13 protein-coding genes are annotated in these 19,883 nt (G+C 60.7%); 7 read left to right on the top strand and 6 right to left on the bottom strand.

The annotated features are described in order from the left end of the window. Nucleotides 1–131: 131 nt before the first annotated feature. The gene (locus NH396_RS11585) at nt 132–563 is read right to left on the bottom strand and encodes a SufE family protein (protein ID WP_054556665.1); all 432 of its coding nucleotides are present in this window, start codon (nt 561–563) and stop codon (nt 132–134) included. Between the two features lie 112 nt (nt 564–675). After that, entirely contained in the window at nt 676–1,938 is a 1,263-nt protein-coding gene (locus NH396_RS11580) for a site-specific integrase (RefSeq protein ID WP_253063795.1), read from the bottom strand. Between the two features lie 513 nt (nt 1,939–2,451). Between NH396_RS11580 and NH396_RS11575 the strand changes: the two genes are divergently transcribed. Continuing rightward, nucleotides 2,452–3,417: a DNA-binding protein gene (locus NH396_RS11575; protein ID WP_253063793.1), complete on the top strand. Its 966-nt coding sequence runs from the start codon at nt 2,452–2,454 to the stop codon at nt 3,415–3,417. A gap of 229 nt (nt 3,418–3,646) precedes the next feature. On the opposite strand, the gene NH396_RS11570 is transcribed toward NH396_RS11575, so the two are convergent. The 4 genes from NH396_RS11570 to gorA form a co-directional block, all read right to left on the bottom strand. Then, nucleotides 3,647–5,053, bottom strand: coding sequence for a PhoH family protein (locus NH396_RS11570; RefSeq protein WP_253063791.1), 1,407 nt, complete (start codon nt 5,051–5,053; stop codon nt 3,647–3,649). Nucleotides 5,054–5,410: 357 nt separating this feature from the next. Beyond that, nucleotides 5,411–7,993 carry a TRAP transporter permease gene (locus NH396_RS11565; protein WP_253063789.1) on the bottom strand — a complete coding sequence of 861 codons (2,583 nt, stop codon included), beginning with the start codon at nt 7,991–7,993 and terminating at the stop codon, nt 5,411–5,413. A gap of 513 nt (nt 7,994–8,506) precedes the next feature. Beyond that, the gene (locus NH396_RS11560) at nt 8,507–9,496 is read right to left on the bottom strand and encodes a TAXI family TRAP transporter solute-binding subunit (RefSeq protein WP_176677098.1); all 990 of its coding nucleotides are present in this window, start codon (nt 9,494–9,496) and stop codon (nt 8,507–8,509) included. Between the two features lie 528 nt (nt 9,497–10,024). Beyond that, nucleotides 10,025–11,413 (bottom strand): glutathione-disulfide reductase, encoded by a 1,389-nt coding sequence (gene gorA / locus NH396_RS11555; protein WP_253063787.1) that lies wholly within the window; start codon nt 11,411–11,413, stop codon nt 10,025–10,027. Between the two features lie 396 nt (nt 11,414–11,809). On the opposite strand from gorA, the gene can reads away from it, so the two are divergent. The 6 genes from can (at nt 11,810) to NH396_RS11525 (ending at nt 19,682) form a co-directional block, all read left to right on the top strand. Further along, entirely contained in the window at nt 11,810–12,463 is a 654-nt protein-coding gene (can, locus tag NH396_RS11550) for a carbonate dehydratase (RefSeq protein WP_043334249.1), read from the top strand. Nucleotides 12,464–13,502: 1,039 nt separating this feature from the next. Next, nucleotides 13,503–15,101 (top strand): ABC transporter substrate-binding protein, encoded by a 1,599-nt coding sequence (locus NH396_RS11545; RefSeq protein WP_253063785.1) that lies wholly within the window; start codon nt 13,503–13,505, stop codon nt 15,099–15,101. Between the two features lie 390 nt (nt 15,102–15,491). Further along, nucleotides 15,492–16,538 carry an ABC transporter permease gene (locus NH396_RS11540; protein ID WP_175088773.1) on the top strand — a complete coding sequence of 349 codons (1,047 nt, stop codon included), beginning with the start codon at nt 15,492–15,494 and terminating at the stop codon, nt 16,536–16,538. After that, nucleotides 16,535–17,530, top strand: a complete 996-nt coding sequence (locus tag NH396_RS11535; protein ID WP_176677093.1) for an ABC transporter permease — start codon at nt 16,535–16,537, stop codon at nt 17,528–17,530. Before NH396_RS11540 ends, NH396_RS11535 begins: the two co-directional genes overlap by 4 nt. A 20-nt stretch (nt 17,531–17,550) precedes the next feature. Then, nucleotides 17,551–18,603, top strand: coding sequence for an ABC transporter ATP-binding protein (locus NH396_RS11530; RefSeq protein WP_084589505.1), 1,053 nt, complete (start codon nt 17,551–17,553; stop codon nt 18,601–18,603). After that, nucleotides 18,600–19,682, top strand: coding sequence for an oligopeptide/dipeptide ABC transporter ATP-binding protein (locus NH396_RS11525; protein WP_253063783.1), 1,083 nt, complete (start codon nt 18,600–18,602; stop codon nt 19,680–19,682). The genes NH396_RS11530 and NH396_RS11525 overlap by 4 nt, the downstream gene beginning before the upstream one ends. Nucleotides 19,683–19,883: the final 201 nt, after the last annotated feature.

Here is a 19,883-nt window from a genome sequence, read left to right as displayed (position 1 = left end):
GAAAAACCCAAAAAAGACGCCCGCCATTCCGCTCGAAATCTCGAGACTGGAATGGCGGGCGTCTTGCGTTACTCATGTCGGCCCAGACCTGAAGCATCAGAGCTAAAGCATCAGAGCGAGAGCGGCAGGCCTCAGGCGTTGGCGTGTAGCTCGGCGACGCCGTAGATACGCTTGAGCATCGCATGCAGGCCGTTGGAGCGCGTCGGCGACAGGTGCTTGTCGAGGCCGAGTTCATTGAGAAAGGTCGGCTGGGTGGCGACGATTTCCTGCGGCGTCCGATCGTTGTAGATGCGCAACACCACGGCGATCAGGCCTGCCACGATGGCGGCGTCCGAGGTCGCCTGGAAATGCAGGCGCTGCTCGCTGCCTTCGCCACGCACTTCGGGGTGAATCCAGACGTTGGACTGGCAGCCGTCGATCTTGGTCTCAGGGCCTTTCAATGCCTCCGGATATTCCGGCAGCGCCTTGCCCATGTCGATGATGTACTGATAGCGGTCCATCCAGTTGTCGAAGAAGCTGAATTCCTCGACCAGTTCCGCCTGCGCTTGTTGCGCGTCGCTCATGCTGACTCCCGATGATGTCACTGCAAAGTGTCTGAAGATACGCTGTCGCCATGATAACGCCTGACCTCGCCGGACGCACGGCGCCTTCGGGTCTGAGCGCCTGTAGCAGCGCTCATGGGTCGTGTTCTGGCGCCTCAGGCAGATGGCCTGGCGTCGCCAGCGAATGTCTGGCCATCTGCTGCTGCCACTCGCTGTCCTCGGCGTGCAGGTAGCGAGATGTCGTATCCAGTCGCGAGTGTCTGGCGGAGCGCGACAGAAAGCGCAGCTCTACCCCAGCCTGTGCCTGATGGGTGATCGCGGTGTGGCGCAGCCAGTGAGGGCTTGCCTGATCGAGCGTGCGTGCCATCAGCTCGCTGGCATCGCCGGGACTCTGGATTCGCTGGCGCATGTCGATGGCGGCCTGTGTGAATGTTTGCTTGATCAAGCGGTAGAGCTGGTTGTCGCCGAGCGGTGTCGTGCCATCCAGGCGCGCCAGCAGTGGCAGCGACTCGTCGGCGGGCAGTGCCTGCGGCAGATCACTGAGCCCGCGCAGGCGTCGCCAGCGAACCAGTGCTTCGAGCATCGGCGGCGGCAGCGGGATCTCGGCCAGCTTGGCGCCCTTGCCGATCACCCGCCACCACCACTGGCCTTCCCGCTTGACGATATCGCCCATCCTCGCGGCGGCCATTTCCGCAATGCGTGGCGCCATCAAGTAGGCGAACGCGAACAGAAAGCGCTGGCGCTCGGCCACGAAGCGCTCGCGGGACACCCCATCCTCAGGTGAAGCACCGAGCGGTGTCAGCTCCTCGCAATGCGCTTCGATGTGCCCCCACAACCAGTCCCACAAGGGGCGCTCGAGATAGCGTTCGATGCGCAGCGTGCGGTTGTCCATGCGGCGCTTGTCACGCATCAGGCGGAACGGGTTGCGTGACAGGTAGCCGGCCTCGATCAGCCAGGCATACATGCCCTGCAGGGTCACCAGGCTCTGACGGCGGCTGGTGGGGGCCAGCGGGCCGCGAAAGGGTCGCCACTGAGGATGCTTGCGGGCGCGCACGCTACCGATCCAGACCTCTGCAGGCTGAGGGTCGGCCAGAAACGCCTCGAAGTGCTCGAGTCGTTCGCGATCCAGACTGGCCAGGGCGGTTTCTCTGCCCTGCTCTCCCTCAGCCTTGAGCCATAGCAGCAGGCGCTCCGCCTCCTTGCGATAGGCGCGCAGCGTCTGAGCGCTGTGACGATACTCGTTGAGCCAGGCGGCCACAGCCTCGACATCGGTGCGGGCGCGAATCAGTGAGCGGCCGTCGGTAGCCGTCAGCTGGGCTTGCTGCTGCACTCTGGATAGCTCGCCCTCCAGATGCCCGACCAGCGCCGTGATACCGTCATGCGTGCTTTCTTTCACCGATCAGCTCCCGTTGCAGCATCTTGGCTGTATATCGCCCGTCTGGCGCGTCATATCAAACGTGCGCCGCTCTGTGGCGCCCCTATTCTTCTCTTGTCTGCCCTTCCTGCCCTGACCTTCCCTGTTCTGACCAGGCTTTCCCTGTCCTCGGGGCTGATTGTGACGTTACGGCCATGATAATTCAAGATAAGGCGCGTAATCATGAATTTATCAGTCTGCTCGTATCGTAAATTACATATTACGTAATATGTAATTATCTTTATCTTGTCAGAAAACATCGCTAAGATGGGCACCAGGCTGATGACAGGCTGACGGCAGAAGAAGGCGAGCGGCATCCAAGGTATTGCTCTCGCCAGATGGCGTGGCCCATCCGCTGCCTTTACGTTACGAGAGTGCGTGCTGGAGAGTGGTAGTTGGCCGCGCTTCGTGGCGTAATGGCGGTCAAGCAGCAACGACTGACGACGTATCAATGACAGACTACGTATCAATGACGGACTAAGGACGGAGATTCCCATGGCGCGCACTGGCGTCCAGTACGAGGATGTACAACGAGCCATCGAGTCACTGATGGCGCGGGGCGAGGCCCCGAGCGTGCAGAAGATTCGTGAAGTGCTGGGGACCGGCAGCTTCACCACCATCAGCGATCACCTGCGTGACTGGCGCCAACGCCGCGCCGAGAAGCGTGATGAGCCGCTGAGCCAGGCCATGCCTGACAGTCTCACCGAGACCCTGGCCACGGTCTGGAAGGAAGCGCAGTCACTGGCCAATGAAAGCTTGGTGCACTATCGCCAGGAAGCGGACAAGCAGACCGTCGAGGCGCGTGAAGCCGAAGCGCAGGCACAGCGCCGCGCGGAAGATGCCGAACAGCGACTCAGCGCCCTGTCCGAGCAATTGGCCCAGGTGCAGGCGCGACTTGAAGAGCGCGTGCAGGCCCTGGCGACATTGACCAATGAGCAGGAACATTGGCAGCAGCTGCAGGACAAGCTCGAAAAGCGTCTGACCCTGGCCCAGGAAGACATCGCGGCCATGGAGCGCACGCGCGAAGTCGACCATGAGCGCCATCAACAGGCAATTCAGACGCAGGAAAGCGAGTGGAAGGAACGCCTCGCGCAGGAAGAGGCGCGTCATGAGGTCAGCGAAACGCGCCTGATGAAGATGCTGGATGATGCGCGCCTCGAGAAGAGTGAGCTTGACAAGCAGCACCGGCGCCGTCAGGAGCAGCTCGAGAAGCGCGTCGAGCGTCTCGATGCCCAGGCGGCCGAGCAACGCAAGCAGCTGCAGGAAGAAGAGCGTCGCCGTTTTGAAGAGACATCGGCTCGCCAGCAGCGCGAGACGGAGCTCAAGGACATGCGTGCGCAGCTGGAGCACTCCTCTGCGGAATACTCACGCCTAGAGGCTCAGCTTGGGCAGTTGACGCACGAGAATAAGCTGCTCAAGGAGCGTCTGGCCTTTGCGCCCTTGCCGCCCTTCGTATGCTGAAAGCCTTGTCGAGTGATCACCACGCACTTGTGGCATGATTCCCGTGACTGACGTGAGTAATGCACACGAAAACGCCGCCCAGATGGGCGGCGCTTTCTGTCAGTGCTGTCGTGCTCTCATTCTGGTGATACCACTCTCTTGATACCGAGCCTGTAATGTCAGAGTCGTCAGTGTCGTGATGACGACACCATCGTGTTGCCAAGAGGTTGTCGAAAGTGTGGTGAACCGCTCACAACAGCTCTTCCGCTACCAGCGCCAGACGTGAGCGCTCAACGCACTTGAGTGTCACGTGACTGGCATGCGGCCACGAGCTGAAGCGCTGCACTGCCACCGCAAGGCCACAGGTGTTGGCGGTCAGATAGGGAGTGTCTATCTGGCCGACGTTGCCCAGCAGTACCACCTTGGTGTTGGCGCCCGCCCGTGTCAGCAGGCCCTTGAGCTGCTTGGGTGTCAGGTTCTGGGCTTCATCGATGATCAGGAAGGTGTCGCTCAGCGTACGGCCACGCATGAAGGACGGTGAGCGAATCTGGACACGATTGCCGATCCAGGCGCGCGTGGCCTCCTCGTTCCAGGCGCTGGTGCCTTCTCCCTCCTTGCGCAGCAGGTTGTCCATGTTGTCGTGGAAGGCGCCCATCCACGGTGACATCTTCTCTTCTTCGGTGCCGGGCAGAAAGCCAATCTCTTCGCCCATCGCGATCGGCGCGCGGGTGAAGATGATGCGTTCGAAACGCTTCTTCTCCAGTGTCTGCTCGAACGCGGCAGCCAGCGTCATGTAGGTCTTGCCGGTGCCGGCACTGCCCGCGATTGACACCATGTCGACGCTGTCGTCCATCAGCAGGTTGAGGGCAAAGTTCTGGCGACTGTCATGGGCATTCACTCCCCAGGCGCTGCGCTCGTTGCGATAGTTCTGCAGCACTTCCAGGCGTGCATAGTCGTGCTCCAGCTCGCGTACGATGGCCTCGAAGCTTGCACCATCATCGCCATCGCAATCCGCGATCAGCATGCCGGGGTACCAGTCCTTGGGCATCTGGCCGGACAGATCGTAGAAGGTGCGATGGTGTTCTCGCGTGACGGTGACATCGACCTGCAAGTCGTCCCACACGCCCTGGCCATCAGGACCGGCTTCATGAAACAGCTTGACGCCCTCGATCATGGCATCGCTGTCGGTGAAGGCGCGGTCCGTCAGATAGTCCTCCACCGCCATCCCCAAAGCGGCGGCCTTGATGCGCAGATTTATGTCCTTGGTGACCAGGATGACCGAAGCGTCCTGGCAGCGTGTAGCCAGGCTGCGGGTCTCGGCGAGAATGCGATTGTCGGCACAGGCGTCGCTCTGATCGACGTGGCCGGAGAGAAAGTGCAGGTTGCCCGCACCATTCATGGAGGGCGGGAGCGGAATTCCACGCAGGATTTCCTGAGGTGTGACATCCGCGGTGAGATCGGACAGCGTACGGCTGATCTGGCGGGCGGTATGGGCAATCTCCTTGTGGCCATTCTTGTGCTTGTCCAGCTCCTCCAGCACCGTCATCGGGATGACGACATCATGCTCGTCAAACTGGAACAGGGCTGAGGGGTCGTGAATCAGCACGTTGGTATCGAGGACGTACAGACGACGGGACTGCTTCTCGACTCTTACCATTGGCGACATGCCTTCCGTTGGAGTGTGCCCCTTGAACCTAGCATGGTGAATATGTCGATCGTGTTGCAAAAACGCGTTCAGATTTCACGCAAGCCTTGCAGACAGGTCACGCAAGGCAGGCGCATACTGTGGCTCCCTCATGAAATGCCCTCTTGCCCGGTACCTGACAGCATCATGTTGAGCAGCATCACCTTGCAGCCGAGAGAGCAAGCCGCGCCGCACGCAACGTCAGCGCTTCAGGCATGAAAAAGCCGCCCACAGAGAATCTCGGGGGCGGCTTTTGTTTATCCCCTCACGGCATCGGCCGTGAGGGTTGGTGCTCAAACGCTACCTTGTCGAGCGGATAGCGCTTAGGCGTCAGGCAACGGCGGGTTGCTGACGGCGTCGACGTACCTGCAGGAAGCCGATCAGCCACAGCAATGCCAGTGCCGGCAGCATGGCGATTTCCTTCGGCGGACGCTCAGCTTTCTGCTGGATGCCATCGATGGTGAAGTCGAAATCGATGCCGGCCTGCTGTGCCACGCTGCCGTACTCGATCATGCTGACCAGCACTTGCTCGTCGCTGATATCCAGCGTCAGGCCGACATCGGTCAGGCGGGCTTCGCCACTCTCGGCGTCAGAAACCGGCAGCAACACGGTCTTGGAGACCTCGTCGCCATCCAGGTTGATGCCCGAGACGTGAATCGGCAGCTTGCTGTCCACCGGCGCTTCGGCGATCAGCGCTTCAATCTGCTGCGGCGCGGCCATGGTGGTGGGCGGATAGATCATGTCCCACCAGTAGCCCGGACGGAACAGCGTGAAGGTGATCAGCAGCAGGCCGATGGTCTCGTACCAGCGCGTACGCGTCAGCCAGTAGCCTTGCGTCGCCGCCGCGAAGACCAGCATCGCCGCGACGGCCGAGGCCACCGTGATCGCCAGGTGCCAGTAGCTGTCGATGTTCATCAGCAACAGGTTGGTATTGAAGATGAACATGAACGGCAGGATCGCGGTGCGGATATCGTAGGTGAAACCCTGGATACCGGTCTTGATCGGGTCTGCCTTGGCAATCGCGGCCGCCGCGAAGGCGGCTAGCCCCACCGGTGGCGTGTCATCGGCCAATATCCCGAAGTAGAACACGAACAGGTGCACGGCGATCAGTGGCACGATCAGGCCGTTTTCCGCGCCCAGATTGACGATGACCGGTGCCATCAGGGTCGAGACGACGATGTAGTTGGCAGTCGTCGGCAGGCCCATGCCCAGGATCAGGCTGATCACGGCGGTGAAGAGCAGGATCAGCATCAGATTGCCGGCCGAGATGAACTCGACGAAGGCGGTCATCTTGAGGCCCAGCCCGGTCAGGGTCACGGTGCCCACGACGATACCTGCCGCCGCGGTGGCCACGCCGATGCCGATCATGTTCTTGGCGCCGATCACCAGGCCATGGAAGAGGTCTTCGCCACCCTGTTGCGCGGCGCCACCGACATTGCCTTGGTTGCGGAAGATGGCCACCAGCGGACGCTGGGTCACGGTGATGAAGATCATGAACAACACGGCCCAGAAGGCCGACAGCCCCGGTGACATGCGTTCGACGGTCAGACACCACACCAGTACCACGACCGGCAGCAGGAAGTAGAGACCGACCTTGACGGTCGGGCCGACCGGCGGCAGTTCATCGATGTCGCCTTCCCCAAGTTCCGGGAAGCGTGCCGAATAGGCGATCAGTGCCACATAGGAGGCCAGCAGCAGCGGCAGCACGATCCAGACCGCGCCATCCCCCGCCAGGGTCTTGATCCAGCCGATGCCGTAGTAGACGACCAGCGTGAGTATCCCCATGCCAATGAAGACGGTCAGGAAGGTCAGCAAGGTCGCGATCATGTTGGTCTTCTGGGTGCGCTTGAGGCCTTCCATGCCGGCCTTGCACGCTTCCAGGTGCACGATGTAGATCAGAGCGATGTAGGAGATCAATGCCGGCAGCAAGGCATGCTTGATGACGTCAAGGTAAGGAATGCCGACGTATTCGACCATCAGAAAGGCTGCGGCACCCATGATCGGCGGCGTCAGCTGGCCATTGGTGGACGCTGCCACTTCCACGGCGCCCGCCTTGGTGGCCGGGAACCCGACCTTCTTCATCAGCGGGATGGTGAAGGTGCCGGTGGTGACGACGTTGGCGATGGAGGAGCCGGAGATGATGCCGGACAGGCCAGAGGCGACGACGGCGGCCTTGGCCGGTCCGCCACGCATATGGCCGAGCATGGAGAAGGCCATGCGGATGAAGTAGTTGCCGGCGCCTGCACGCTCCAGCAAGGCACCGAACAGCACGAACAGGAACACGAAGTCGGTGGAAACGCCGAGCGCGACTCCGAACACCCCTTCCGTGGTCAGCCACTGGTGGCCGAGCAGCTTGTTGAGGCTGGCCCCGGCATGCGCGATGACATCGGGCATGTAGGCGCCGAACAGGCTGTAGAGCAGAAAGACGCTGGCGACGACCGCCAGTGGCGGCCCGAGTGCGCGACGCGTGGCTTCCAGCAGCAGGACCAGGCCGATCCCCGAGAACACCAGGTCCACGGTGGTATAGGCGCCAGCGCGGCGTGCCAGCTCATCACTGAAGATCAGCACATAGGCGACACCCGCCACGGCGAATATCGCCAATGCCCAGTCATAGAGAGGAATGCGGTTGGCGGGGGCACCCTTATAGGCCGGGTACGCCACGAAGGCCAGCGAGATGGCAAAACAGAGATGTACGGCGCGCGCGGTGTCGGAATTGAGCAGTGACAGCGGCGAGGCGTGATAAAGCTGAAACAACGACCATGCCAGTGGAATCAGCCACATGAAGTGGCGGCCCACGAAGCCCACGGGATGACGGCCGCCGGTTTCCGACTCCAGCATCTCGAGGACTTCAGCATCATGATGCGTCTCGGCGTCTGGCGCCTGAGACGTTGCTGCAGTTTGGGTTTTGGTCATTTTGTGTGATCCGGTACGCGAGTCAGGCGATGGCTGACAGTTCACCTTCTTGCTCGACCAGAAGGCGCTGCTCAACCACATGCTTATCAAGCTGGTTACGTCTTCAGTATGTCCGGCCTGACAGATGTTTCCATTGATTCACCCGATCAGGGCGTAAATTTCCTGAACGATGTCCTGAACGGGCAGTGAGCTAGGCTCGTGACGAGCGTGAGACCTTGCCTGGTCACGCCTGTCCATGCTGCGGCTGCCGTCACGCCACTTGCCACTCGCAGGCAAGTCTTTATTGCGCAATGACGGCGGGTGTCTCTGCTGCGCTTTCCCTGCTTGGCCTTTTCCTGCTTGGCCCTTTCCTGCTCGACCTGAGTGGCCGTCCGGGAATGCAGACTTTCCACAAGCACGGAGACCGCAACGAGTGCGGTCTCCGGTAATTCCCTGTGCTCCCTGCGCTCGGGTCCTTGAGCGCAGGGTGAGCGTTCATGCACGGCGCCTCGCAGGCGAGGCGCTCAGGGCATATCACTCGCTCAGCAGGCCAGCTTCCTTGTAGTACTGCTTGGCGCCATCGTGCAGCGGCGCCGTAAGGGAAGCATTGACCATCTCTTCCTTCTTCAGGACCTGGAACGCCGGGTGCAGGCGCTGGAACTGATCGAAGTTGTCGAACACGGCCTTGACCACTTCGTAGGCGACGCGGTCTTCGACTTCGGTACTGGAGACGATGGTGGCACGGACACCGAAGGTGGTCACGTCGTCATCGTTGCCGCGGTACATGCCACCCGGGATAGTCGCGACGGAGAAGTAAGGCTTCTCTTCGACCAGCTTGGTGACGGCGTCGCCGGTGACATTGACGATGTTCGCGTCACAGGTGGTGGTCGCTTCCTTGATGGAACCGGACGGGTGACCCACGACGTAGACGTAACCGTCGATCTTGTTGTCACACAGTGCAGAAGACATCTCGGAAGCCTTGAGTTCGGAGGCCACGGAATACACGCTAGTGTCCTTGCCCTGCGAGGACAGCAGAGTGTCGATGGTCGAGCGCTGACCGGAACCTGGGTTGCCGATGTTCATGCGCTTGCCTTCCAGCTGATCGAACTCGGTCACGCCGCTGTCCTTGCGAGCGACGACAGTGAACGGTTCCGGGTGCAGGGAGAACAGTGAACGCAGGTCCTTGTTCGGGCCGAAGTCTTCGAAGTCGCCCTTGCCTTCATAGGCATTGTAATGCGCGTCAGACTGGGCAACGCCCATGTCCAGCTCGCCGGTACGGATGCTGTTCAGGTTGTAGCCGGAACCGCCCGTGGATTCGACGCTGCAGCGAATGCCATGTTCGGCCTTGCCACGGTTGACCAAGCGGCAGATTGCACCACCAGCCGGATAGTAAACGCCTGTTACACCGCCGGTGCCGATGGTTACGAAGGTCTGCTCGGCGGCGCTGGCGCCTCCGGAGATCCCCATCAGGCCAAGACCTGCGGTCGCGACCGCCGCTGTCAGCGACTTCTTGATCATGGTCATGTTGAAACTCCCTTTGCTGGCTTGTTATTGGTCTTGCCGTCATGCACCTCGATACCGGCCAGGCCCTTGCTTTTATCGCGTGTGAAACAAGCCGATTTTCAGGCTTATCCACTGCCACATGGCTGATATTTCAGTAATTTGAGGTGCATAACGCTGCACTGAGACTAGCATAGCTGAAGTGCGCGAGTACCAGCTTGTCATGCTTTGTGCTACGAAAGGTGTAGGTGTTGGCAGTGAACTGCGCAGGTAACGACGTGTAGATGGCCACTAGAGGATTGCCGCTTCCTCATGGCGTGCAACTGTCAGCACGGATTCAAGTGGTGGCTGCTGCAGACCGTGTAACCTGCAACGTTACTCAGTAACCATGACTCCCCTTTTGCAGTCCATTCGCGTCAGGGTGCAGGCAAAGACGCATGCAAAAACGCCCCACGGCAAGGCCGTGGGGCGTTCTGTTTTCGATGTTCTATTTCGACGTTCAGTCTTTTCGAAGCTCAGTCCTTTCGCTGAGCCGTCTTGGCGACTGGCTTGTCAGGTGCGCGTGACACTGCGCATGGTGACGAACTCTTCCGCTGCCGTCGGGTGAATGCCCACGGTCAGGTCGAAGTCGGCCTTGGTCAGGCCGGCACGCACGGCGATGCCGATGCCCTGCAGGATCTCACCGGCTTCATCACCGACCATGTGCACGCCGACGACCTTGTCGCTGGCATCATCGACGATCAGCTTCATCAGGCTGCGTTCATCGCTGCCGGATAGAGTGTGCTTGAGCGGACGGAAATCGGCGGTGTAGACGCGGATGCTGTCGAACTTCTCACGCGCGGCTTCTTCGCTGAGGCCGACGGTACCGATGTTCGGATGACAGAATACCGCTGTCGCGATGCTGTCATAGTCCAGGCCACCCACGACACCGTCGCCGAAGTGCGCACGCACCAGGTGCATGGCCTCTTCAAGCGCCACCGGCGTCAGTTCCGGGCCACCGATGATGTCGCCCAGCGCGAGAATTGACGGGGTGGTGGTCTCGAAGCGTTCGTTGACGCGCACGGTGCCATCGACATTCAGCGCCACATCGACATTCTCGAGCCCCAGGCCTTCGATGTTCGGCTTGCGACCGGTGGCGGCGAGGATGCAATCCACTTCCAGCACCTGGCCATCGCTCAGGCGCACGCTGTAGACGTCGCCTTGCTTGTCGATGGACTCGACCGTGGTGTTGAAGTGCAGGTTGACGCCCTTCTTGGCCATCTCGTCACGCGTGAACTCGCGCACTTCGTTGTCGAAGCCGCGCAGGAACAGGTCGCCGCGATAGCTCAGATGCGTCTCGGCACCCAGGCCATTGAAGATGCTGGCGAACTCGACGGCGATATAGCCACCACCGATGACGAAGAAGCGCTTCGGGAAGCTTTCCAGATCGAAGATGCGGTTGGAATCCAGCGCATGTTCACGACCCGGGAAGTCCGGCAGGAACGGCCAGCCCCCGGTGGCGACCAGAATCTTGGCCGCGGTGTGGCGCTCGCCATTGACGACGACGGTATTGGCATCGGCGATGGTGGCACGGCCTTCGATCAGCGTGGCGCCGGAATTGTTGAGCAGATTGCGATAGATACCGTTCAGACGAGAGATCTCGGCGGTCTTGCGATCGCGCAGGGTCGCCCAGTCAAAGCGAGGGGCGTCCCCCAGATCCCAACCGAAGCCTGCGCTGTCCTTGAAGGAGTCATGGTAGTGGGCAGCGTAGGAGTAGAGCTTCTTGGGCACGCAACCGACATTGACACAGGTACCGCCGAGGTAGCGGTCTTCTGCCACGGCAACGCGGGCGCCAGTCGCGGCGGCGGTACGGGCAGCGCGAACGCCGCCGGAGCCGGCACCAATGACGAACAGGTCGAAGTCAAACTGGCCTGTCGCAGGCTGATGGGTCTGATCGGTCACGGGAATCTCCTTGATGAATTGGCCACATGGTATCAGGACTCGTGCGGCCTCGGGAGTCCCGTGTCGCTGGGCACGGTTACCCGCGTTTCGGCCTTCAGGTTGACCCTGTGGCCTGTGACACGGTAAATATGTCTCAAGCATGTTAGACAAAAGTTACAACGTGCTGGCACAGGGGCAAGTACCGTCATTGGCGAAGCGCTCCGCGGGCGCGTAACATTGTTGTTCTTAACACTGTCGCTCGTCGCATCAACACTCTGATGTCTTCCTGACGCTGAAGTGAATGCCTGCCTGTTGGCCTGAGCCAAGAGGCTCTCCGCCCGAGGGGCATCACGGTCAACGCCTCTGTGTGAGAACTATCCCCTGCCCCCCGTCATTTGAAAAAGTGGTCTCCCTGCCATGAGCAATATCGAAAAGCTGCTTGAGCAAAACAAGGTCTGGGCTGAATCCATGACCGAGCGCGACCCTGAGTTCTTCAAGCGCCTCTCGGACCAGCAGAATCCTGACTTTCTGTGGATCGGCTGCTCGGATTCCCGCGTACCGGCCAACCAGATCATCGACCTGCCGCCCGGCGAAGTCTTCGTTCATCGCAATGTCGCCAACCTGATCCACTACAACGACATGAACGCGTTGTCGGTGATCCAGTACGCCGTCGATGTCCTGAAGGTCGAGCACATCATGATCGTCGGCCATTACGGTTGTGGTGGCGTGCGTGCCTCGATCACCGGCGGTGACAATGGCATGGTCGACTACTGGCTTCACACCCTGCGTGAGCTCTACAACCTGCACTATGACGAGCTCAAGGACTTGCCGCTGGATGAGCAGGTCGACCGCATGTGCGAACTCAATGTCCGTTCTCAGGTGCAGAACCTGGCCAGAACCAAGATCCTGCAGCGTGCCTGGGAGCGCGGTCAGAAGCTGGAAGTGCACGGCTGGGTCTACGGCCTTTCCGATGGTCGCGTGAACAACCTCGATTGCACCATCAGCAATCTGTCACAGGTCCCGCAGCTGTATCGCGTGGACCGCATCGAGCCTTTGCCGCAGCAGGACTGAGCAGGCCAGCCTGACCTGATCCAGCTGCCGATGCCGCAGAGTGCCGGTAGCATCGTCAGCAGTGCCTCCAACGCGCCTCCCACTCGGGAGGCGCGTCGCGTTTCAGCCTCCCTCTTGTCAAGACTGGCCCTCAGCCGCCTTACCTCAAACGCTCCTCCCCTTGCCAGTGCTTGGTCGCGAGTGTTTGTCAGCGGCGACTGCCAAGGCGCCTGCCCACCTGACTTGCAATGTTCTGATCACTCTATGGTTTGGCGTCTATTGAATGGGATCAAGGCTCGCGATCATCCGCGCAGGAAAGTCTTTCACGTGTTTTCAGCGCAGCGTTCGGGGATTTGACAGCGCAGTATCGACCTTGCAGCCCTTCGTGGAGGGCCTCTGAGGCGCAACTTTGGTCGCAGTACGCCATGCGCACCAATCAAGTGCAGAGACTGCACGCATTGAAAAATCACTGCTCATCCTGGCGTCTTTTCTGCCACTGATGGTGTCTGTTTATCGCCAGGTGGCCTGAAGTCTGGGTGGCGGTATTCAGCGTACGCAAGGTCTCTCAAACAGGCGCCGTCGACTGACGGAACTGATACACACCACGGCCATGCAGCGCCCGAGAATTCCCCCAGACCTCGATCATCAATATTGCTTCAAATAGTTGATTCTATAGGAGTTTAATTGTCATTAAGGCTTGCAGCGTGAACGAGGCAGGCCAGTGTCATGGTGGCTTGCCCGGCAGGTGATAGGGCTGATTCGAACCGCATTTCCCCGACAGGAGACGCACGTAGCTCACGGCGTTATTGAGGTGAGAGATGGCATTGTCGTATGACATCCGGTGTGTCGCTTCGTCGATCTCGCGCCCTGCACCAGCCTGGATGATGTTGCGTGGTCAGGAAAAGGCTATTCACCACCTGAATCCGGCTACTCAACATTTCGATTGTCTCCATGCAGCCAGCCTCACTACTGTGAAAGCGCATCCTTGCGTGATGTCCTGACAGGGACAACGCGAAGAGAGCCACAAGAACAACCAAACATCACAAGCAAAGGGAAGCTCATGACCCGTCAGAATGCCTTCCAGACCCTCTTCCACAAGAAGACCCTGTGCGCGCTGATCGGCAGCGCGACATTGGCCATGGCGGCTCCGGCAATGGCCGCCGAAGACGTCACCCTGCGCATGGCCTACGACGCTGACCCCGTGACCCTCGATATCCACGAGCAGCTCTCCGGCGGCACCCTGCAGCTGTCGCACATGGTCTACGACCCGCTGATTCGCTGGAACAAGGATCTCGGCTTCGATGGCCGCCTGGCCAAGAGCTGGGAGCGTGTCGATGACAACACCATGCGCTTCCACCTGCGCGAAGGCGTCAAGTTCCACTCCGGCAATGACTTCTCCGCCAAGGATGTGGTCTGGACCATCGAGCGCCTCAAGAAGAGTGCCGACTTCAAGGCCATCTTCGCGCCGTTCACCGACGTCAAGGCTGTCGATGACTACACCGTGGACCTGGTGACCGAGAAGCCCTTCCCGCTGGTGCTCAATGCAGCCACCTACATCTTCCCTATGGACAGCGCCTTCTATACCGGTGAGACCGAAGACGGCAAGGCCAAGGACGAGATCGCCAAGGCGGCCAACACTTTCGCCTCACGCAACGAGTCCGGCACGGGCCCCTACAAGGTTGCGGACCGTCAGCAAGGCGTGAAGATCAGTTTCGAGCGCTTCGAGGATTACTGGGATACCGAATCCCCGGGTAACGTCGATGACATCGTGCTGACGCCGATCAAGGAAAACGCCACGCGTGTCGCGGCGCTGCTCTCCGGCGACATGGACTTCATCGCGCCGGTACCGCCGACCGACCTCGAACGCATTCGCAAGCAGGACGGCGTGCATCTGGTCGAGATGGGCGGCACCCGCATCATCACCTTCCAGATGAACCAGGAGCGTGTCGAGGCCTTCAAGGACAAGCGTGTCCGTCAAGCCGTCAACTACGCCATCAATCAGGAAGGCATCGCCCAGAAGCTGATGAAAGGCTTCGCGACGCCCGCCGCCCAGATGTCACCGGATGGCTATCAGGGCCACAATCCTGAGCTGACGCCGCGCTATGACGTGGCCAAGGCCAAAGAGCTGATGAAGGAAGCCGGCTACGAGGATGGCTTCGAGATCAGCATGATGGCGCCCAACAACCGCTATGTGAACGATGCCAAGATCGCCCAGGCCGTGGCCTCGATGCTGGCCAAGATCAATATCAAGGTCGATCTGAAGACCCTGCCCAAGGCCCAGTACTGGCCGGAGTTCGATGCGCGTGCGGCTGACATGATGATGATCGGCTGGCACTCGGATACCGAAGACAGTGCCAACTTCTTCGAATTCCTGACCTTCTGCCCGGACGCCGACAGCGGTGTCGGCCAGTACAACTCAGGCAACTACTGCAACCCGGACGTCGACAAGATGGTCACCGAGGCCAACCTGGAGACCGATACCGAGAAGCGCGCCAAGATGCTGCAGGCCGCCGAGAAAGCCGTCTACGACGATGCTGGTTTCGTGCCGCTGCACTGGCAGAACCTGGCCTGGGGCGCGCGTGATGGCGTCAACATCGAGCCGGTCCTCAACGTGATGAACTTCCCGTATCTGGGGGATCTGGTCATCGACCAGGAGTGATCCCGCCGCGTGAGTAAGGGACAGGCAAGATGGATGGGATGTGGAAGGCGGCTGTGAAGGTCTGATTCCGTGCTCTCAGCTCACCCACTCCCCATCGATTCCTCACTCACCCCTCGCGTCAGGCATGGCAGGCAGCCAGAGACAGTCAACGGAGTCAGTCAACACGTGAAACGCTGACACTGAGTTCTCTGGTTGCCCTGCTGACCTGAACGCGACGACTTACCCCCGCCTGTCGTTTTCCTCACTATCGCCTATCGGTGATGGGTTGGGGAGCCTGTGCCCGATGACAGGCCAGCGACAGGCGGGATTCCTGACACCCAGCGTGATCGGTCAGCATGGCCAGGGCCGACACGCGCGAGACCGTGATGTTCACGAGGAAGGTGGCGATCCATGATTGCCTTTCTGATCAAACGCCTGATGCACGCCGTACTGGTCATGTTCGTGATCAGCATCATCAGCTTCGCCATCCAGGACAACCTGGGCGATCCGCTGCGCGAGATGACCGGCCAGGCCGTGTCGGAAGCCCAGCGTGAAGTCATGCGCGATGAAATGGGCCTCAACGACCCCTTCATCACCCAATATCTGCGTTTTGCCGGCAATGCCCTGCAAGGGGACCTCGGCACCTCGTATTTCTACAAGCAGCCGGCGACCGAGGTGATTCTCAAGCACCTGCCCGCTACGCTGGAACTGGTGATGGCCTCGAGCCTGATCATCATCCTGCTGTCTGCCCCCATCGGGGTGTTCGCAGCGATCCGTCCACGAAACTGGCTGTCCCGCCTGTTCATGGGCACCTCGATCATCGGTATCTCGGTGCCGGTCTTCCTGACCGCCATCGTGTTGATCCAGCTGTTCGCGATCGGCGTGACGGTGGACTGGTTCCCCAGCGACACCACCTGGGGCAGTGTCCTGAACGGCATGCTGTCCACCGATGGCGGCATGCCCTCCTACGGACGTGGTGAGCTGGTGCACGTCGCGGGCACCTGGTCGAGCGGCTTCTTCACCGCCGACGGCCTCTGGCACCTGGTGCTGCCGGCCATCTCGCTGGCCTCGATCATGCTGCCGCTGTTCATCCGCCTGATTCGTGCCGAGATGATGGAAGTGCTGCAGTCGGACTACATCAAGTTCGCGCGCGCCAAGGGTATCGGCCTCAAGCGTATCTACTTCCTGCACGCACTGAAGAACACCATGTTGCCGGTGATCACCGTCGGCGGCGTGCAGATCGGCACCATGGTGGCCTACACCATCCTGACCGAGACCGTCTTCCAGTGGCCGGGCATGGGCCTGATGTTCCTCGAGGCCATCACCCGCTCCGACATCCCGCTGATCGTGGCTTATCTGATGATGGTCGGCGTGATCTTCGTGATCACCAACACCCTCGTCGATCTGATCTACGGACTGGTCAACCCCACCGTCAAGCTTGCGGGGAAACCGGCATGAGCCAATCCAACACTCAGTCCAACACCCAATCGAGCAACGCGCCCGTCACCCCGAAGACCAGCTCCATCGTGGTCCCCGGCCGTTGGCAGCGTTTCCGCGAGTCCTATCTGGTCTACAGCTTCAAGCGTGACTGGATGGCTCAGGCCTGTCTGCTGGTGTTCATCGCCATGGTGCTCGGGGCCTTCCTCGCGCCGTGGATCGCTCCGGCTGACCCCTATGACCTGGCCAGTATCGACATCATGAACTCGGAGCTGCCGCCGGCGTGGATGGCGGGCGGTGATCCGGCGTTCCTGTTGGGCACCGATGCCCAGGGGCGAGATCTGCTCTCCACCATTCTCTACGGCACGCGCGTGTCACTGTTGATCGGCTTCGGCGCGGTCATCCTGCAGGCGCTGCTCGGCGTGACCTTCGGGCTGCTGGCGGGCTATCTGGGCGGGCGTATCGATGCCTTCCTGATGCGCATGGCCGATATCCAGCTGTCGTTCTCGACCCTGATGGTCGCCATCGTGGTGGGTGCCATCATCAAGGCGACCTTCGGTGGCGCCGCCTTCTCGGACTACGCGCTGATCCTGTTGATCCTGATCATCGGGCTGGCGGAATGGCCGCAGTATGCGCGTACCGTCCGCGCTTCGGTGCTGGCGGAGAAGAACAAGGAATACGTCGATGCCGCGCGGGTGATGGGCTTCCGCTCCCGTCGCATCATGTTCCGTCACATCCTGCCCAACACCCTGTCGCCGATCTTCGTCATCTCCACGGTGCAGATCGCCAACGCGATCATCTCGGAGGCGGCGCTGTCCTTCCTCGGCCTCGGCATGCCGGAGACCCAGCCGTCGCTGGGGTCACTGATCAAGTCCGGCTTCGACTACCTGCAGTCGGGCAGCTGGTGGATCACTCTGATCCCCGGTGGCGTGCTGATCGTGCTGGTCCTGGTCATCAACCTGCTGGGCGACTGGCTGCGTGACGTCATGAACCCGCGTCTCTACAAGGGCTGAAGCCGAGAGGAGTCAAGACAATGGCACTACTTGAAGTCAACAATCTCGACGTCCGCTTCGCCATGCGAGGCGGTGAGGTGCGCGCCCTGCGCGACGTCAGTTTCACCCTGGAACGCGGTGAGCGGCTGGGGATCGTCGGTGAGTCGGGGGCCGGCAAGTCGGTCGCGGCCTTCACCATCCTGAATCTGATCGCCAAGCCGGGCTACATCGCCGGCGGCGAAATCAAGTTCGATGGGGAAGTGCTCAACACCCTCAAGCCCAAGGCGATGCAGTCGATTCGCGGCAACCGCATCTCGATGATCTTCCAGGACCCGATGATGACGCTCAACCCGGTGTTGACCATCGGTGAGCAGATGATCGAGTGTCTGAAGGCGCACCGTCGCATCTCCCGCAAGGATGCGCGCGCCATCGCCCTGCACAAGCTCAATCAGGTCTTCATTCCCTCACCGGAGAAGCGCCTGGATCAGTACCCCCATGAGCTGTCCGGTGGCATGCGACAGCGCATCATCATCGCCATCGCGCTGCTGCTGGACCCGGACATCATCGTCGCCGATGAGCCGACCACCGCACTGGATGTGACCATCCAGGCCGAGATCATGGAGCTGTTGCTGCTGCTGTGCGAGAAGCACAACGTCGGGCTGATCCTGATCACCCACGATCTGGGCGTGGTCAGCCAGGTCACCCAGCGCACCCTGGTGATGTATGCCGGGCGTGTCATCGAACAGGGTCCGACCCGCGAGATCATCAATGATGCTCAGCACCCCTACACCCAGGGGCTGATCAACGCCCTGCCCCAGATGGCCACTCCGGGCAGCCGTCTGAACCAGATTCGTGGCTCAATGCCGACCCTGACCAAGATTCCGGCCGGCTGCGCCTTCAATCCGCGCTGTGACTTCGCGGCGAATATCTGCCTCGAGAAGGTGCCGGCCTTTGCCCACTCCGGCAACTGCAAGGTGGCCTGTCATATGGTCGATGCCATGGTAGCCGGCGAGCGCTGGACCCCGATCATCACCGATGCCAATGGCAATGGCACCACACCCACTGACAGCCACCGCACGGAGGTGAACGCATGAGCGCGGCAATTCTGAAGGACACTCAGTCCTCCTCCCAGGCTTCCACCACCCGTGTGGATAGCGCCGAGCTTGGCGAAACCCTGGTGGAAATCCGTGATCTCGAGAAGCGCTTCTCCTTGTCCGGTGACTTTCTCGAGCAGCTGACCTTCGAGAAGGGACGCCTGCGTCGCAAGCAGGAATATGTGCACGCCATCAATGGCGTCACGCTGGATGTCAAGCGTGGTGAGGCACTGTGCGTGGTCGGGGAATCCGGCTGTGGCAAGTCGACGGTCGCACGTACCGTGATGGGGCTTCTCAAGCCCAGCGGTGGAGAGATCCGTTTTGACGGTACCCGCATCGATGACATGGCCCCGCGGGACCTGCTGCCCTACCGTCGTCGCATGCAGATGATCTTCCAGAATCCCTATGCGTCGCTGAATCCACGTATGACCATCCAGCAGACCCTGGAGGAGCCGCTGCGCTTCCATCAGCCGAACCTCAAGGATGGCGAGATCCGTGACAAGATCGAGGAGGTCATGCGCTCGGTGGGCATTGACCCCGACTGGGGCAAGCGCTTCGCCCATGAATTCTCCGGCGGGCAGCGTCAGCGTATCTCGATCGCGCGCGCACTGGCGGTGGATCCGGAATTCATCGTCGCCGATGAGCCGATCTCGGCGCTGGACGTGTCGATCCAGGCGCAGGTGCTCAACCTGATGATGGAGGCGCAGGAGCAACGCAACCTGACGTATCTGTTCATCACCCACGACCTGGCCGTGGTCGAGCACTTCGGCACCCGCGTCGCGGTGATGTACCTGGGCACGCTGTGCGAGCTGGCGGACACCCGCTCACTGTTCGCCCGCCCGCGTCACCCCTACACCCAGGCATTGATGTCGGCGATCCCGCGGCTGCACGATGACAAGCCCAATCACATTCGCCTCGAGGGCGAGGTGCCGACGCCGGTCAATCTGCCTTCGGGCTGTGTCTTCCATGGCCGTTGTCCGCATGCCAATCAGCGTTGCCGCACGGAGATTCCGCGCCTGATCGCCACGGACACCGGTCAGGTCGCCTGCCACGCCGTGGAAGAAGGCCGCATCGACTGATGGGATGGCAGTGACGAAAGTGGTGACGGCGATGTGATGGGCGCCATCGATCATTGTGTTTCCGACCCCAAGCAAGGAAAGACCGCGCAAGGTTGCCATTGTCATCGGCAACCTTGCGTCTTGCCCTCATTGACGATTGCATCTCGCGTTTTGTGTGGGCAAGATTTCGCACATCCGCGATTGACCAACAGGTCAATTGAC

It is taken from the genome of Cobetia sp. Dlab-2-AX (assembly GCF_024124625.1).
In the GTDB taxonomy this organism is placed as follows: domain Bacteria; phylum Pseudomonadota; class Gammaproteobacteria; order Pseudomonadales; family Halomonadaceae; genus Cobetia.
The sequence above is the reverse complement of the archived record's forward strand: the minus strand, read 5'-3'. Positions and strand labels throughout refer to the sequence as shown.

Excerpts from the sequence above, each read along its gene's own strand:
- can (WP_043334249.1), top strand. The coding sequence starts at position 11,810 with ATGAGCAATATCGAAAAGCTGCTTGAGCAAAACAAGGTCTGGGCTGAA.
- NH396_RS11575 (WP_253063793.1), top strand. The coding sequence starts at position 2,452 with ATGGCGCGCACTGGCGTCCAGTACGAGGATGTACAACGAGCCATCGAG.
- NH396_RS11525 (WP_253063783.1), top strand. The coding sequence starts at position 18,600 with ATGAGCGCGGCAATTCTGAAGGACACTCAGTCCTCCTCCCAGGCTTCC.
- NH396_RS11585 (WP_054556665.1), bottom strand. The coding sequence starts at position 563 with ATGAGCGACGCGCAACAAGCGCAGGCGGAACTGGTCGAGGAATTCAGC.
- NH396_RS11540 (WP_175088773.1), top strand. The coding sequence starts at position 15,492 with ATGATTGCCTTTCTGATCAAACGCCTGATGCACGCCGTACTGGTCATG.
- NH396_RS11565 (WP_253063789.1), bottom strand. The coding sequence starts at position 7,993 with ATGACCAAAACCCAAACTGCAGCAACGTCTCAGGCGCCAGACGCCGAG.
- NH396_RS11545 (WP_253063785.1), top strand. The coding sequence starts at position 13,503 with ATGACCCGTCAGAATGCCTTCCAGACCCTCTTCCACAAGAAGACCCTG.
- NH396_RS11570 (WP_253063791.1), bottom strand. The coding sequence starts at position 5,053 with ATGGTAAGAGTCGAGAAGCAGTCCCGTCGTCTGTACGTCCTCGATACC.
- NH396_RS11530 (WP_084589505.1), top strand. The coding sequence starts at position 17,551 with ATGGCACTACTTGAAGTCAACAATCTCGACGTCCGCTTCGCCATGCGA.
- NH396_RS11535 (WP_176677093.1), top strand. The coding sequence starts at position 16,535 with ATGAGCCAATCCAACACTCAGTCCAACACCCAATCGAGCAACGCGCCC.
- NH396_RS11560 (WP_176677098.1), bottom strand. The coding sequence starts at position 9,496 with ATGACCATGATCAAGAAGTCGCTGACAGCGGCGGTCGCGACCGCAGGT.